This window comes from Saccharomonospora azurea NA-128 (assembly GCF_000231055.2).
Classification (GTDB): domain Bacteria; phylum Actinomycetota; class Actinomycetes; order Mycobacteriales; family Pseudonocardiaceae; genus Saccharomonospora; species Saccharomonospora azurea.
Window position 1 is genome coordinate 214,586 of the sequence record NZ_CM001466.1, and the last position, 14,210, is coordinate 228,795.

The following is a 14,210-nucleotide window of genomic DNA, read 5'->3' on the forward strand; positions in this document are numbered from 1 at the left end:
AGATGAGCGACGGCAGCAGTGTCGGCGGTGACGGACACGCCGACGGCCAGGCCGACGGACACGGCGCTGTGACGGCGCGTCCGGGTCGGGAGGCCATCACCGGCGCGCCGGGCCGGGTGTCCGGACGGCGGCGCAGGCGGGGACGCGGCGAACAGGCCATGGTCCCCGAGGCGGAGTTCACCTCCTACTACGGCAAGCCGGTGCTCAACGGTCCGGTGTGGAAGGTCCCGGACGTGCCCGCCTACCTGTTTCTCGGCGGCCTCGCCGGTGGGGCGTCGCTGCTCGCGGCGGGGTCGCAGGCCACCGGCCGCGGCCAGCTGGCCACGGTCACGAAGGTCGGGGCGCTCGGAGCGATCGGGGCGTCGGTCGTGGCGCTCGTGCACGACCTCGGACGACCCGCGCGGTTCGTCAACATGTTGCGGGTCATGAAGCCCACCTCCCCGATGAGCATGGGTTCCTGGCTGCTGTCCGTGTACGGCCCGATGGCGGGCATCGCCGCCGCGTCGGACGTCACGGGCCTCGTGCCGAGGATCGGCACGGCGGCGACGGTGGGTGCGGCGGTGACGGGTCCCGGCATCGCGTCGTACACGGCGGCGCTCGTGGCGGACACGGCCGTGCCCGCGTGGCACGACGCGCACCGCGAACTGCCGTACGTCTTCGTCGGGTCGGGGGCCGTGGCCGCCGGAGGGCTCGGTGTGCTTGCCGCCCGACGTCGCGCCGACCTGGCCCCCTCGCGCAACTTCGCCCTGTTCGGGACCGCGCTTGAGCTCGCGGCCTCGCGGCTGCTGGAGCGCAGGCTCGGGATGGTCGCCGAGCCGTACCAGCGGGGTCGGTCGGGAGTGTTGGTCCGCGCCGGAGAGGCGCTGGCCGTCGCGGGTACGGCAGGCGCCTTCGTGAGCCATCGCAGCAAGGTGGTGCGTGCTCTGTCCGGAACAGCCCTGCTCGTGGGGTCGGCGATGACGAAGTGGGGCGTGTTCGAGGCGGGCCGGGTGTCGGCGGCCGACCCGAAGTACACGGTGGTGCCGCAACGCGAGCGCCTGCGCAAGCGGCAGGAGGAGGCAGCCCGCGCGGAGAAGGCCGGCGAGAAGGCCGGAGAGAAGACCGGAGCCCCCACCGCCGATCGGTGAGCGCGCGGACCGCCCGGCGCAGCGCCGGCATCGTCCTCTACCGCGTCGTGTCGGGAGCGCCGCAGGTGCTGCTCGGCCACATGGGCGGGCCGTTCTGGGCGCGCCGGGACGCCGGGGCGTGGACGATCCCGAAAGGCGAGTACGACCCCGGCGAGACTCCCGAGGCCGCGGCGCGCCGGGAGTTCGGCGAGGAGCTCGGGGTGCCGCCTCCCGAGGGTGGTCTCGTGCCGCTCGGTGAGGTGCGCCAGTCCGGCGGGAAGATCGTGACCGCGTTCGCGTTGCACGGCGACCTCGACCTCGACGCGGTCGTGCCGGGCACCTTCGCGCTGGAATGGCCGAAGGGATCAGGCATCGTGCGGGAGTATCCGGAACTCGATCGCGTCGACTGGTTCGACCTCGATCGGGCGAGGGACGCGGTCGTGGTCGCACAGAGAGTGTTCCTCGACCGGCTCGAAGAACGGCTCGCCTGACCGGATTCCGCTCGGGCGAGTGTCCATCGTGGTGTCCCGGTACACCCACTCGACGGCTGCCCCGGCGGCCGTGATCTCGGGTGATTCCGAGTGTTGCGAACCAACTTCCTCGCTGCCGTTTGCCGCCCCCTGACCGGGGTACGTTCGGCACCATGAGCATCGCGCCGCAGACCTCCTCGGTGGGCACAGGTTCAACCCACGTTGTGGGGGAACCGGCTCATGCGATCGTGTTCGCCGACGGCACGACCGTGGAGATCCTCTCGTCCTATCCGGTACGCCCGGACGCCGATCTCCACAGCCTGGCACGGGCGGTCGAGTTCGCCTGTGCCCACTGCCGCGAACACTGCGAGGCGACACTCGTGGCTGTTCGCGACGACTGCCTGCTGTGCCCGGGCTGCTATGCGGCGCTCGACGTCGTCCAGGCGGCACCGGCGACCGAGATCCCGGACGCGCGCAGTGCGGCCTGACCGGTCCGGGACGTCGGCGGGCCCTTCGACTCTCCCCGCGGTGGCCTCGGCGGGGCAAGCTGACAGGAATCCCCCGTCGCGCCGCGGGGCGGGGGAGTCGAGGTCCGGTGTCCGCGGCAGGGGGCCGGTCCGCTGCGGGGAGTCGGCGGACCGGCCCGTCCACTGCACTGTCACCACGACGGCGTGAGGAGAGCAGGTGCGACGGACGAGGATGGCGTGGGGACGTTCGGCCGCCGTCGGCGTGGTGGCCGGGGTGGCCGGAGTCGCCGCCATGACGCTCGCCGAGAAACTGGAGCAGCGGATCACGGGACGTCCCGACTCCTACGTTCCCGCCCGCACCCTCGAACGACTGCTGGGACTCGCCCACGCGCGTGGGGGACGGGCGTGGCGCCGCAATCTCGCCATGCACGTGGGCCAGGGGAGCCTGCTCGGCGCGCTCCGTGGGGTGATGGCCGGAGCCGGGCTGCGCGGTCCGTGGTCGTCCCTGCTGTTCTACGCGGTGCGCCTGACCAACGACCAGACCTTCGAGAACGCCACGGGCGTCGGTGCGCCGCCGTGGACGTGGCCTCGGGACGAGCTCGTCGTGGACCTCGCGCACAAGGCGGTCTACGCCTTCGCCACCGGTCTGGTGGCCGACACCCTCGCGAACCGGTGGGGCCCCGGGCCGGGCCAGCTGCACGCCCGACTGGGGCTGGGGCGCCGACCCGACGTCGGCCCTCTGCCCCGGGAGTAGACATGTCGCTCGATCCGGCTCCCGACACGCTCACCTTCATCGGCACGGCGACGACCCTGCTTCGCCTCGGGCCGTTCACCCTGCTGACCGACCCGAACTTCCTGCACCGGGGCCAGTGGGTGCACATCGGACACGGTGTGCGCACGCGGCGTCGCACCGAACCCGCGGCACAACCGTCGGACCTGCCGGACCTCGACGCCGTGGTGTTGTCGCACCTGCACGGCGACCACTTCGACACCACCGCCCGACGCGAGCTCGACCGCGACGTGCCGATCCTGACGACCCACCACGCCGCCCGCAGACTGGGCCGGAGCGGGTTCACGTCCACCGCGCCGCTGCGCACGTGGAACACCGAGGTCCTGAAGAAGGGCGAGGCGACGGTGACCGTCACCGCCGTGCCCGCGCGGCATTCCGGCACCGTGCTCGATCACCTGGTGTTGCCGCCGGTGATGGGCAGCGTGCTGGAGTACCGCCCCACCCCGACGTCCTCGCCGCTGCGGATCTACCTCAGCGGCGACACACTGCCGCACCGGCAGCTGCGGCCGATCGCCGAGCGGTTTCCCTCCCTGGACCTCGCGGTGATGCACCTCGGCGGCACCCGCGTCCTCGGCCTGTGGTTGTCGATGAACGACCGGCACGGCGCCGATCTGCTGGAGTTGCTCGAACCCGCCGAGGCCGTGCCCGTCCACCACGACGACTATGGCCTCTTCACCTCGCCGGTGTCGAACTTCCTCGTCGAGGTGGCCGAACGCCGGCTGCCGACGCAGGTCCGCCTGCTGCGTCGCGGGGAGAGCCTCTCCTTGAGGACCGAACGCTGACGCCGTTGGTCAGCGGAGGGAGTGCGGGGTGGGTCTCGGGTCGGCGCTCCACCGCGTGAGCAGCTCGTCGAGGACGACGTAGACGTCGGGGTCGAGGCCCATGCCCGTGTGCGTGCTGTGCACCTCGACGCAGTCGGCGTACGGGTCCTGACAGAGAGTCCACGGCACCACCGTGTCGCGGCGGGAGAACACCGACACCGCCGGCACGCGCCGGGGCAGCGGTGTGCGCAGCAGTGCCCGGTTCGTGCGGTAGCAGTCGCCGTCGAGGCAGTCGGCGTCGAGGAGTCCGGGAACGCCCCACGCCGACGCCCGCACCAGAGTGCGTGCGAACTCCACTCCGCGGGCGTGGACGCCGAGCGGGTCGAGTACGGGCGCGGCGAGCATCACCAGCCCGCGCACCAGGTCCGGGCGGCGGACGGTCGCGATCCTGGCGAGCCAGCCGCCCCGGCTCTGCCCGACGACGATCACCCGGCGACCGGTGACTTGGGCCAGCTCGTCCACGCGTCGTTCGATGCGCTGCACGAGTGAGGCCGTGCACCCCAGGTTCAGCCCGGTGCGGGTGCCGCGCGGTCGGTATCCGCGGGCCGCCAACCAGGCGCGCAGGGGCCGCAGGCTCCAGTCACCGAATCCGAAACCGGGAACGAGCAGGACCCCCTGCCCGGCTCCGTCGTCGGGCCGGCGCGCTCGCCACACCGGGTGCCGCACGAGACGCGGAATCATTCGCGCCGTCACGACGAGCACCGCTTCCTGCGAGGACCACATGCGGGTCCATACCCGCTGACTCACCGGCTACGCGCGCGGCGAGGGGTCAGCTCAGCCGGAACCGCAGGGTCGTGATCGCGCCCGAGACCGTCACGGCGGGACGACCGAGCTGCACCGGTGCCACGCCGGTGGCGTCGAACAGCCGCACCCCACCGCCGAGCAGCACGGGCACCACGTGCACCAGGAGCTCGTCGACGAGCCCGCGCTCGACGCACTGCCGGGCGACGTCCGCGCCGAGCACGAGCAGGTCGCGTCCCCCGGCCGCCGCGAGCGCCGTGTCCACAGCCGTGTCGATGCCGCCGGACAGGAACTCGATCGACGGATCCCGCTCGTCGTCCGGAGGCCGGTGGGTGAGCACGAACTGGCGGCCGCGCCAGGCCCCGCCGAACGCCTCACGGGCCTCCGGACGCTGTCCCGGTCTGCGGCCCACGTCGTAGGTACCTCGACCGCACAGGATCGCTCCGGTCCGCTCGATCACCTCCTCGGCCTCGGTGATCGGGTCGGGGTAGGCGAACGCCCAGTCCATCGCGTGGTCGGGGCCGGCGACGAAGCCGTCGACCGACAGCGTGGTGTGCCAGCGCACGATGCCCATGTCGCACTCCTTCGGTAGGGGGTGCGAGGGTGGACAACCCGACGCGACGGGATTCATCGCGTCGGGTCCGGCGCGACGATCAGGCGGTGAGTCGCAGTCCCGTCTCGGGGTCGAACGTGTGCGCGGCGTCCGTGTGGCGCAACGTGACACGCATGGTCTCGCCGAACGACGGAGCCCGGTCGGCCTCGGTGCGCACGATGAACCGCTCGTGCCGGCCACCGACATCCACCTGTCCGTACACGTAGGCGTCGGAGCCGAGGACCTCGACCAGTTCGACCTTCAGCTCCAGCGCGGCTTCGTCGGCCGTCGCGGCCCGCAGACCCTCGGGCCGGATGCCCACGGTCACCTCGCGCAGGTTCGCGGCATCCCCGGTCAGCACGTCACGGGCGACCGGCACGGTCAGCCCGTCCAGTTTCGCGCCGCCGTCGGTCAGCGGCACCGTCGTGAGGTTCATGGCGGGAGAGCCGATGAAGCCGGCCACGAACACGTTGACCGGGCTGTCGTAGAGCGCCTTCGGGGTGTCGCACTGCTGGAGGACGCCGTTCTTCAACACCGCGACACGGTGTCCCATCGTCATGGCCTCGACCTGGTCGTGCGTGACGTACACCGTGGTGGTGCCCAGCCTGCTCTGCAGCGCCGTGATGTTCGCGCGGGTCTCGACGCGCAGCTTCGCGTCCAGGTTGGACAGCGGCTCGTCCATGAGGAACACGGCGGGTTCCCGGACGATCGCGCGGCCCATCGCGACCCGCTGCCGCTGGCCGCCGGACAGGGCCTTCGGCTTGCGGTCGAGGTAGTCGGTGAGGTCGAGCAGGCGGGCGGCCTCGGCGACCCGCTCGGCGATCTCGGTCTTCGGCACCCGCTTGATTTTGAGGGCGAAGCCCATGTTCTCGGCGACCGTCATGTGCGGGTACAGCGCGTACGACTGGAACACCATCGCGATGTCGCGGTTCTTGGGGGAGACGCCGGTGACGTCCTTGCCGCCGATGGTGATGGAGCCCTCGTCGACGTCTTCGAGCCCCGCCAGCATGCGGAGGGCCGTGGACTTGCCGGAGCCCGAGGGGCCGACCAGGACGAGGAACTCGCCGTCGGCGATGTCGAGGGAGAGCTTGTCCACCGCGCGCACGGGAGGACTGCCCGGGAAGAGTCGGGACGCTTCGACGAACGACACCTCGGCCATGCTGGGTTGGTCCTCTCCTGCGGGCGAGCCCGGGGAAGGCTCGCGGTGTCGCACTGTCTACCGTCGGTCACCCGTTCGTGGCTAGAGTTCGTTAGTCCAGTGGACTGACAAATGTGGGGCAGGTGAGCTCGTGGACTGGGCCAACCCGGCGAGACAGGGCGGTCAACACGCCCACAACCTGGCACTCGTCGCCCGGCTGATCGCGGGCCACGGCCCGGTGTCGCGAGCGGAGCTGGCGAAGCGGAGCGCGCTGACGAAGACCACGGTCACCCAGTTGGTGGGGGAGTTGCTCGATGCCGGGTTGGTGCGCGAGCTGGGCACCACCCGGCACAGCGGCCCGGGCAGACCGGCCACGCACCTCGTGCTGAACGCCTCCGGACCGGTCGGGGTCGGCCTCCAGGTCGAGGCGGACCACGTCGCGGGCTGCGTGCTCGACCTGACGGGCCGGGTCCGCGACCGCGCGTTGCGCCGGGTCGACGACGTTCGCGGGGACCCGGGGGCGTCGGTGAAGGCGGCCGAACCGGTGCTGCGCCGGCTGCTGGCCTCGGCGGATGCCCAGGACTCGGTGGTCGCCGGGATCGCGGTCGGCGTGCCCGGGCGGGTCGACGCGGAGGGCCGGGTGCGGTCGGTGGAACTCGACTGGCGCGATGTTCCGCTGTCCGGGCTGCTGCTGCGCCGACTGGAGTCGTTGAGCGGCGGACTCATCCCCGTGACCGTGCACGACACCTTCCGGCTGACCGCGCTCGCCGAGTGGTGGTTCGGCCCGGGGGACGTGGTGCCGCCGTTGCTGGTGGTCGGCGGTGAGCTCTCGCTGGGAATCGGTGTGGTCGAGGACGGCGACAGCTGGGACCGCGGGCCGGTGGGTCCGTTGGGACACGTGCGGGTCCGGCGCAACGGCGGCCTGTGCCGGTGCGGCGCCCGCGGGTGCCTCGACACCGTCGCGGGGCCGCGTGCACTGCTCCGGACGGCGGCTCCCGAAACACCGGTGACGTCGCGTCTTCCGGGCGGCGACGGGCGGATGCGGGCACTGGCCCGGTCGGCCGCTCCGGAATCGGAGACGGCGTTGCGTCGAGCGGCCTCCGCGCTCGGTGACGCACTTGCGGGACTGTCGGTCGTGTGCGAACCGGCACGGGTGGTGCTCGGGGGACACCTCGCCGCGCTCGGCACCGAGTTCGCCGACCAGGTGGCCGGTGAACTCGGTCGCCGTCGTCCGGGCGACACGCCGCCGGTGTCGGTGTCGACGCTGGGCGGCGATGCCGTGGCGCTGGCGGCCGCCGCGACCGTGACGCGGCGGCTCGTGGAGAACCCCGCCCGCTGGCTGGCGAGCTAGCCGCTCAGGCGGCCGGGCCGGTGAGGTCCGGAGCCAGCCGTCGCAGGCAGTCGCGCACGGCGTCGGTGAGTTCCTCGGCTGTGGCGACGCCGCTGACCTCGGTGGCCTTGACCCACGCGCTGACGGAGTGCTGGGCGAACGTCTGCACCTCCGTCGACGCACGCCAGGCCGCGGGTTCCGGCTTCACGTCGTCGGCGAGGAAGCGTTCGAGGCCTGCGATCGCCACGTCCCAGCCGGGGCCGTGCCGCACCGCGCCGTCGCGCTCGATGCCGGTGTGGACCAGTTCGACCACCGTGTCTCCCCGGTCGTCGGGAGCCATGCGCACGGTGACCACGACGTTGTCGCCGCCCCAGGTGACGGTGAACAGGTGCGGTGCCGTGCACTCCAGCACCGTTCCCGCCACCTGGTTGGCGACGTCGAACGTGCCGTCGGCACGCAGGTCGCCGGTCACGGGGGCGAACCATCGGGCGAGACGATCGGCGTCGGTCAGGGCAGCCCACACGGTCGCGGGCGGGGCCGGGAACCGACGCCGCAGGACCAGACCGAACTCCGCGGTCTCGGCGGCCCGCACCTCGCGATGTGTCGCGGTGAGCCGGTCGGCGATGTCGATCATCTGGTTGTCCTCCCCACGGCCGACGTCACCCCGGGGGCCACGTGAGGTTCCGGCCACCCAGCACGTGACAGTGGGCGTGGAACACGGTCTGGCCGCCGTCCTCGCCCGTGTTGAACACGAGGCGGTAGCCGGAGGCATCCACGCCGTCGATCTTGGCGACCTCGCCCGCGACCGCGAGCACCTCTCCGGCGAGCTGCGGATCGGCTGCGGCCATGGCGGCGGCGTCGGAGTGGTGTTCCTTGGGGATCACGAGGATGTGCGTGTCGGCCTGGGGAGCGATGTCCCGGAAGGCCAGCACGGTCTCGGTTTCGTGCACCACGGTGGCGGGCACGGAGCGCTCGACGATCCGGCAGAACAGGCAGTCTGTGCTCACGGGCTCACTGTATGCGGCGGGGTGCGGGCGCGCGAGGAAGGGGCCGCGAATTCCGGCTTCCGCCAACGGGTGGAGCCGGAATCCGCGCCGCCTCAGTGCGCCTTGTGGTAGGCGTCGGCGACCTCCGACGGGATGCGTCCGCGGTCGGAGATCTCGTAACCGTTCTTGCGGGCCCAGGCGCGGATGGCCTGGTTCTGCTCGCGTTCGGCCGAGGAGGAGCGAGCCGGCGCGGCGGGGCTGCTGCCCCGGCGGCGCGAGCTCGTCCGCTTGCGGCCGCCGGACCGGCGGGCGTGCTCGATGTACTGGGCGAGCGCGTCCCGCAGCTCCTCCGCGTTCTCCGCCGACAGATCGATCTCGTAGGTGACACCGTCGAGGGCGAACTGCACTGTCTCGTCGGCCTCGGACCCGTCGAGATCGTCCACGAGGTGGACAAGAATCTGCTGCGCCACCAGTTCCTCCTGCTTCGCGCCTGTTCGGCGAATGAATTAAGTCTGTTGATCCGGAAGTGTACCCGACGGTCTTGGGGGCCGATCGGGTGCCGTTTGCTGCGCCCGGAGAAAAGGAAACGTGCTGGTCCGGTTCCTGATGGGGTTCGGTGTGGCCCCGAGAATGCTCGCCGCAGTTGTGAGGAAGCGAAGCGTATTCACCGCAGGTGGGGGTCGTGGCCGCGAACACTCCGGACCGGCCGCCGGGCGAGATTCTCTCGTATAACGCCCTATACGACAGGGCGTTTTCCCGTACCCCACAACCACTTTCGAGCCTCCCTGTTGTTCGTGGGCGGACCGCGGTGTGAGCCCGACGGCACAAAGGACACCGCGCCGCGCGCGGCGCCGGGGCGACACAATGGCCGACACAAAGCCCGGCGCAAAGGGTGCCGACTCGGTGCGGTCCGCGGGCAACGGAAGGCCCCGTCGGTCGACCACTGCTGCGACGGGTGATTCCGTTGACCGGAACGATGAGGGTGATCGCGCTTATTCCGACCGGGTGTCGTAGTGGAAAAACGTGCCGGGAAAGCGCTGTCGGCCTGGGCGGTCCTGCCCGAATGGTGTCTCGCCGGGCGGGTGGTAATGCGTCCGGAAAAGGAGAGGTCGCGTTACCCGGGTGGGTAGTGTGAGGGTGGTCTTTATGTCCGCCGCGCACGGGGTTTCCGTGCGGTCACGAGGGGAGCGGTCCTTGATCCACGACAGCGGCACCCAGGCGACGGTCGCGCGGCTGCGCGCCGACACTCCCGCATGCGAGAACGTGGTGCACTTCGACAACGCGGGCTCGGCCCTGCCGCCCCGGCCGGTCGTGGACCGCGTGATCCGCCACCTGCGTCGCGAGGAACAGATCGGCGGATACCTGGCCGCCGACGAGGTCCGGGACGAACTCGCCGACGGCTATGCGGCCCTCGCCCGGCTGGTGGGCGCCCGTCCGGAGGAGATCGCGGTCACCGACAGCGCCACGCGCTCGTGGGTCTCGGTCTTCACGGGCGTGTCGTGGCGGGAGGGCGACCGCGTTCTCACCGCCGCCTCCGAATATTCCAGCAACCTCATCGCCATGTTCGAGGCGGCACGCGAACGCGGTGTCCGGGTGGAGCGGGTGCCGAGCGCCGCCGACGGCGACGTCGACGTGGACGCGTTGTCGGCGATGCTCGACGACCGCGTGCGCATGGTCGCGATCACGCACGCGCCGACCAACGGCGGCCTGGTGCAACCGGTGGAACGCATCGGCGCGGCCCTCGGGGACCATCCCGCCCTGTTCCTCGTCGACGCCTGCCAGAGCATCGGCCAGCTGCCGCTCGACCTCGACACCGTCAACGCCGACGCGCTCTCGGCGACGGGCCGCAAGTACCTGCGCGCTCCCCGCGGTACCGGCTTCCTCGCGGTGCGCGGCTCGGCGCTGGAAGACCTGACGCCGGTGCACGTGGACCTCGACTCGGCGTGGCTGGAGGACGGCCGGGTGCGCCTGCGCGGCGACGCCCGGCGGTTCGAACTGTTCGAGCGCAACGTCGCCGCGGTCCTCGGACTCGGCGAGGCCGCGCGGTACTACCTCGACGTGGGTCCGGAGTGGGTTCACGAGTACGTCACCGGGTTGGCCGAACACCTCCGCGAGCGCCTCACCGAGCTGAGCGACGTGGAGGTGACCGACATCGGCTCGTGCCGCTCGGGCATCGTGTCGTTCCGCGCGCACACCGTCCCCGCGCGCGAGCTCGTCGCCCGCCTGAAGGAGCGTGGGGTCCACGCGACGGTGTCCCGCGCGTCGTCCACCCCGTGGGACATGGGAGACCGGGAACTCGACGAGCTGGTGCGGGCCTCGGTCCACTACTACAACACACCGGACGAGGTGGCCCGCTTCTGTGCGGAGGTCGCGTCGATGCTGCGCTGACGCGGGGTGCGGCGCCCGACGAGGAGCCTGCATCCGGGGCGGGGACCGTTCACACTCGACCGTAAGCCGGGAAGACGAGAGGAGCCGCCATGCGCTGCGTCGTGTTCGGAGCCACCGGCTACATCGGCGGACGCCTCGTGCCCGAACTCCTGGCCGCCGGGCACCAGGTCCGCGCGGTGGCCAGGAACCCCGTCAAGCTCTCCGGTTTCGCGTGGCGCGACCGGGTCGACGTCGTGCGGGCCGATGTCACCGATGCCGCCACCGTCGCCGACGCCGTGCGTGACCAGGACGTCGTCTACTACCTCGTCCATTCCCTGACCCACCGGGAGTTCGCCGACCTCGACCGCGCGGCGGCGCGCACCGTGGCCGACGCGGCGCGGGCGGCGGGGGTGTCGCGCATCGTGTATCTCGGTGGCATCGTGCCGCGTGAGCAACCCGGGGCACGGCCGTTGTCCGCGCATCTCGCCTCGCGGTCGGAGGTCGGGCGGATCCTGCGGGAGAGTGCGGTGCCCACCGTGGAACTACGCGCCGCCGTCGTGCTCGGATCCGGTTCGGCGAGCTTCGAGATGCTGCGCTACCTCACCGAGAACCTGCCGGTCATGGTGACACCGCGCTGGGTGCGCAACCGGATCCAGCCGATCGCCGTCCGCGACGTCCTGCACTACCTCGTCGGCGCCGCCACCGCGCCCGGACGGATCAACGCGGCGTTCGACATCGGCGGCCCCGACGTGTTGACCTACCTCGACATGCTGCGGCGTTACGCGGCCGTCGCCGGACTGCGTCGGCGGTGGATCGTCGTGGTCCCGTTGCTGACGCCGTGGCTGTCGGCGCAGTGGGTCAACCTCGTGACTCCCGTGCCGCGCGCCCTCGCCGTGCCGCTCGTCGAGTCACTCGTGCACGAGGTGGTGTGCCGGGACCACTCGGTCGCCGACGTCATCCCCGACCCGGTGGGCGGCCTGACCCCCTACGACCGCGCCGTCGAGCGGGCGCTGACGCGCGTCCGCAACGCCGACGTGCCGACACGCTGGTCGGACGCCACACCCGGCGACCCGTCGGAGCCGATGTCGTCCGACCCCGCGTGGTCCGGCGGTTCCGTCTACACCGACGTCCGGGAAGGCCGCACGAACGCCGACCCGGACACGGTGTGGGACGTGGTCGAATCCATCGGCGGCGAGACCGGGTGGTACTCGTTTCCGCTCGCGTGGTCCGTGCGGGGGTGGATCGACCGCCTCACCGGCGGGGTCGGGCTCCGGCGCGGGCGACGGGATCCCCGCCGACTCCGGGCGGGCGAGGCACTCGACTGGTGGCGAGTGGAGCGACTGGACCCGCCACGGTCGTTGCGGTTGCGCGCGGAGATGCGACTGCCGGGCGAGGCGTGGCTGGAACTCCGTGTGGAACCGGACGACGACGGCGGCGCGCGCTACCGGCAGCGGGCGGTGTTCGTGCCGAGAGGTGTCGCCGGCCATCTCTACTGGAAGGCGGTGACACCGTTCCACGCGCTGGTGTTCGGGGGCATGACCGCAACATCACCGCGGCCGCCGACGGTCGTGCGCGGCGGGCGCGCCGCTGACACCGGTCGACTCTTCTGCGATCACAGTTGTCCGTAGTCACCGACCCGGCGGCCGCCCACCCAGGTCTGCAACACCGTCGTCTGCCACAGCGCACGACCCTGTTCCAGCTCGAACGGATTCTGGTCCACCAGAACGAAGTCGGCCCACTTCCCGGGTTCCAGCGAGCCGAGCACCCGCTCCTGGTGGGCGGCGTGCGCCGCGTCCAGGGTGAACGCCCGCAGTCCCTCGGCGACCGTCATCGCCTGGTCCGGATACCACCCACCGACCGGCTTGCCCTCCTTGTCGGTGCGGGTCACGGCCGCGTGCCAGCCCTCGAACGGATTCTCCGACGACACCGGGAAGTCCGAACCGGCGGCGAGCATCGTGCCCTGGTCGAGCATCGAGCGCCACGCGTAGGCCCCGGCCATCCGGTCTGGACCGACCCGCTGCTCGGCCATGTTCATGTCGTCGGTGGCGTGGACGGGCTGCATCGACGCCATCAGGCCGAGCTCGGCGAATCGCGGGATGTCCCCGACGTCGACCACCTGGGCGTGCTCGATGCGGTGCCGTAGTTCTGGGCCCGAGCTCGTGGACAGGACCTCGGCGAACGCGTCCAGAACCATCCGGTTGCCGTGGTCGCCGATGGCGTGGACGGCGGCCTGGTACCCGGCCTCGACGATCCGCGTCAGCCGCGAGGTCAACTCCTCCTGCGACATCTGGAGCAAGCCACGGTTTCCCGGGTCGTCGCTGTACGGCGTGAGCAGCGCGGCGCCGCGGCTCCCCAGGGCTCCGTCGACGTAGAGCTTGACGGTCCGCACGCGGAGCATGTCGTCGGCCACCGAATCAGCGCGCACGTCGGCGCCCACCTCGGTGAACGCGTCCCAGTCCAGGAACACGTTGAGCCGCAACGACAGCGAGCCGGCCGCCGCCCGCTGGTGCAGCACCGCGAGTTCGTCGGCCGCGGTGCCCGCGTCGCTGGCGGAGGTCAGGCCCACCTCGTTCAGTCTGCGCTGGGCGGCCTGCAGTCGTTGCTCGTGTTCCCGTCGCCCGGGACGCGGAAGGTGTGCCTGCACCAGCTCCTGCGCGGCGTCCACGAACACCCCGGTCGGCCGGCCCTCCGGGCCGTGCACGATCTCTCCGCCCTCGGGGCTGCGCGTGTCCGCGTCCACGCCACTCGCCCGCAGGCCTGCGGTGTTGGTGACACCGGCGTGGCCGTCCACGCGCGTCAACCACACCGGTCGGTCCGCGACCACCTCGTCCAGGTCGGCGGCGTTCGGCCTGCGACCGAGCCCCCAGACGACCTCGTTCCAGCCCCGACCGACGATCCACGGCAGGTCGGGATGCTGTTCGGCATAGCGGCGCAGCGCCCGCATCGCCTCGTCCAGCGAGCGGGTTCCGGCCAGATTCAGCTGGGTCTCGTTGGCACCCAGGCCCCAGATGTGTCCGTGGGCGTCGTGCAGACCCGGCAGACACACCCGGCCCCGGCCGTCGATCCGCCGTGCGCCCTCGGAGTTGCCGGGATCGAGGGCCTCGACGTGGCCGTCACCGCTGATCAGCAGGCTGCCGAACTCGCGTAGCTTCCCGCCGGCGAAGGTGTAGCCGCGGACGTTGTCCAGCAGGACGGGGCCCTCGCCGCCCGGCCGAGGCGCGGACTGTTCGGCGCCGCAGGCCGCGAGCACACCGGGTGTCGCGGCGGTGGCCAGCCCGACACCGACCAGCCGCAGGAACTGGGCACGGGTGAGCGGAGTCCGGCGTGGGGTGGATCGGTGGCAGACGTCGCACATGCGTGCTCCTTCGATCACGGCACCGGGCGAAGCGCTCCTCAGTCTGA

At 71.8% G+C, this 14,210-nt stretch carries 14 protein-coding genes and 1 pseudogene; 8 read left to right on the top strand and 7 right to left on the bottom strand.

What is annotated here, in order from left to right:
• The first annotated feature begins 2 nt into the window (after positions 1-2).
• From nrfD to SACAZDRAFT_RS01075, 5 genes are all read left to right on the top strand, one after another.
• A complete protein-coding gene (nrfD, locus tag SACAZDRAFT_RS01055) occupies positions 3-1,127 on the top strand; it encodes an NrfD/PsrC family molybdoenzyme membrane anchor subunit (RefSeq protein WP_005437824.1) in 1,125 nt (374 codons plus the stop codon).
• Positions 1,124-1,597, top strand: a complete 474-nt coding sequence (locus SACAZDRAFT_RS01060) for an NUDIX domain-containing protein (protein WP_005437826.1) — start codon at positions 1,124-1,126, stop codon at positions 1,595-1,597. The genes nrfD and SACAZDRAFT_RS01060 overlap by 4 nt, the downstream gene beginning before the upstream one ends.
• A gap of 152 nt (positions 1,598-1,749) precedes the next feature.
• Positions 1,750-2,064, top strand: a complete 315-nt coding sequence (locus SACAZDRAFT_RS01065; protein WP_005437828.1) for a hypothetical protein — start codon at positions 1,750-1,752, stop codon at positions 2,062-2,064.
• A 211-nt stretch (positions 2,065-2,275) separates the two neighbouring features.
• Positions 2,276-2,797: a hypothetical protein gene (locus SACAZDRAFT_RS01070; RefSeq protein WP_040927605.1), complete on the top strand. Its 522-nt coding sequence runs from the start codon at positions 2,276-2,278 to the stop codon at positions 2,795-2,797.
• Between the two features lie 2 nt (positions 2,798-2,799).
• Complete coding sequence (locus tag SACAZDRAFT_RS01075) at positions 2,800-3,615, top strand: MBL fold metallo-hydrolase (RefSeq protein ID WP_005437832.1); 816 nt, start codon at positions 2,800-2,802, stop codon at positions 3,613-3,615.
• 9 nt (positions 3,616-3,624) lie between these two features.
• Here SACAZDRAFT_RS01075 and SACAZDRAFT_RS01080 read toward each other — a convergent pair whose 3' ends face one another.
• The 3 genes from SACAZDRAFT_RS01080 to SACAZDRAFT_RS01090 form a co-directional block, all read right to left on the bottom strand.
• Positions 3,625-4,377, bottom strand: a complete 753-nt coding sequence (locus SACAZDRAFT_RS01080; protein ID WP_005437834.1) for an esterase/lipase family protein — start codon at positions 4,375-4,377, stop codon at positions 3,625-3,627.
• Between the two features lie 46 nt (positions 4,378-4,423).
• Entirely contained in the window at positions 4,424-4,969 is a 546-nt protein-coding gene (locus SACAZDRAFT_RS01085) for a dihydrofolate reductase family protein (protein WP_005437836.1), read from the bottom strand.
• Between the two features lie 79 nt (positions 4,970-5,048).
• Positions 5,049-6,146: an ABC transporter ATP-binding protein gene (locus SACAZDRAFT_RS01090; protein ID WP_005437839.1), complete on the bottom strand. Its 1,098-nt coding sequence runs from the start codon at positions 6,144-6,146 to the stop codon at positions 5,049-5,051.
• Positions 6,147-6,276: 130 nt separating this feature from the next.
• On the opposite strand from SACAZDRAFT_RS01090, the gene SACAZDRAFT_RS01095 reads away from it, so the two are divergent.
• Entirely contained in the window at positions 6,277-7,476 is a 1,200-nt protein-coding gene (locus SACAZDRAFT_RS01095) for an ROK family transcriptional regulator (protein WP_005437841.1), read from the top strand.
• Positions 7,477-7,480: 4 nt separating this feature from the next.
• Here the strand turns inward: SACAZDRAFT_RS01095 and SACAZDRAFT_RS01100 are convergent, their stop codons facing one another.
• The 3 genes from SACAZDRAFT_RS01100 to SACAZDRAFT_RS01110 all read right to left on the bottom strand — a co-directional run bounded on the left by SACAZDRAFT_RS01100 (position 7,481) and on the right by SACAZDRAFT_RS01110 (position 8,911).
• Positions 7,481-8,089, bottom strand: coding sequence for an SRPBCC domain-containing protein (locus SACAZDRAFT_RS01100; RefSeq protein WP_005437842.1), 609 nt, complete (start codon positions 8,087-8,089; stop codon positions 7,481-7,483).
• A 25-nt stretch (positions 8,090-8,114) separates the two neighbouring features.
• Positions 8,115-8,462: a histidine triad nucleotide-binding protein gene (locus SACAZDRAFT_RS01105; protein WP_037296190.1), complete on the bottom strand. Its 348-nt coding sequence runs from the start codon at positions 8,460-8,462 to the stop codon at positions 8,115-8,117.
• 92 nt (positions 8,463-8,554) lie between these two features.
• On the bottom strand, positions 8,555-8,911 hold the full coding sequence (locus SACAZDRAFT_RS01110) for a histone-like nucleoid-structuring protein Lsr2 (protein ID WP_005437849.1): 357 nt from the start codon (positions 8,909-8,911) through the stop codon (positions 8,555-8,557).
• A 724-nt stretch (positions 8,912-9,635) separates the two neighbouring features.
• On the opposite strand from SACAZDRAFT_RS01110, the gene SACAZDRAFT_RS01115 reads away from it, so the two are divergent.
• Positions 9,636-10,829: an aminotransferase class V-fold PLP-dependent enzyme gene (locus SACAZDRAFT_RS01115; RefSeq protein ID WP_040927606.1), complete on the top strand. Its 1,194-nt coding sequence runs from the start codon at positions 9,636-9,638 to the stop codon at positions 10,827-10,829.
• A gap of 89 nt (positions 10,830-10,918) precedes the next feature.
• Positions 10,919-12,399 (top strand): annotated as a pseudogene (locus SACAZDRAFT_RS01120) (SDR family oxidoreductase).
• A gap of 21 nt (positions 12,400-12,420) precedes the next feature.
• Here the strand turns inward: SACAZDRAFT_RS01120 and SACAZDRAFT_RS01125 are convergent.
• Positions 12,421-14,163, bottom strand: a complete 1,743-nt coding sequence (locus SACAZDRAFT_RS01125; protein WP_005437852.1) for an amidohydrolase — start codon at positions 14,161-14,163, stop codon at positions 12,421-12,423.
• Positions 14,164-14,210 lie beyond the last annotated feature (47 nt).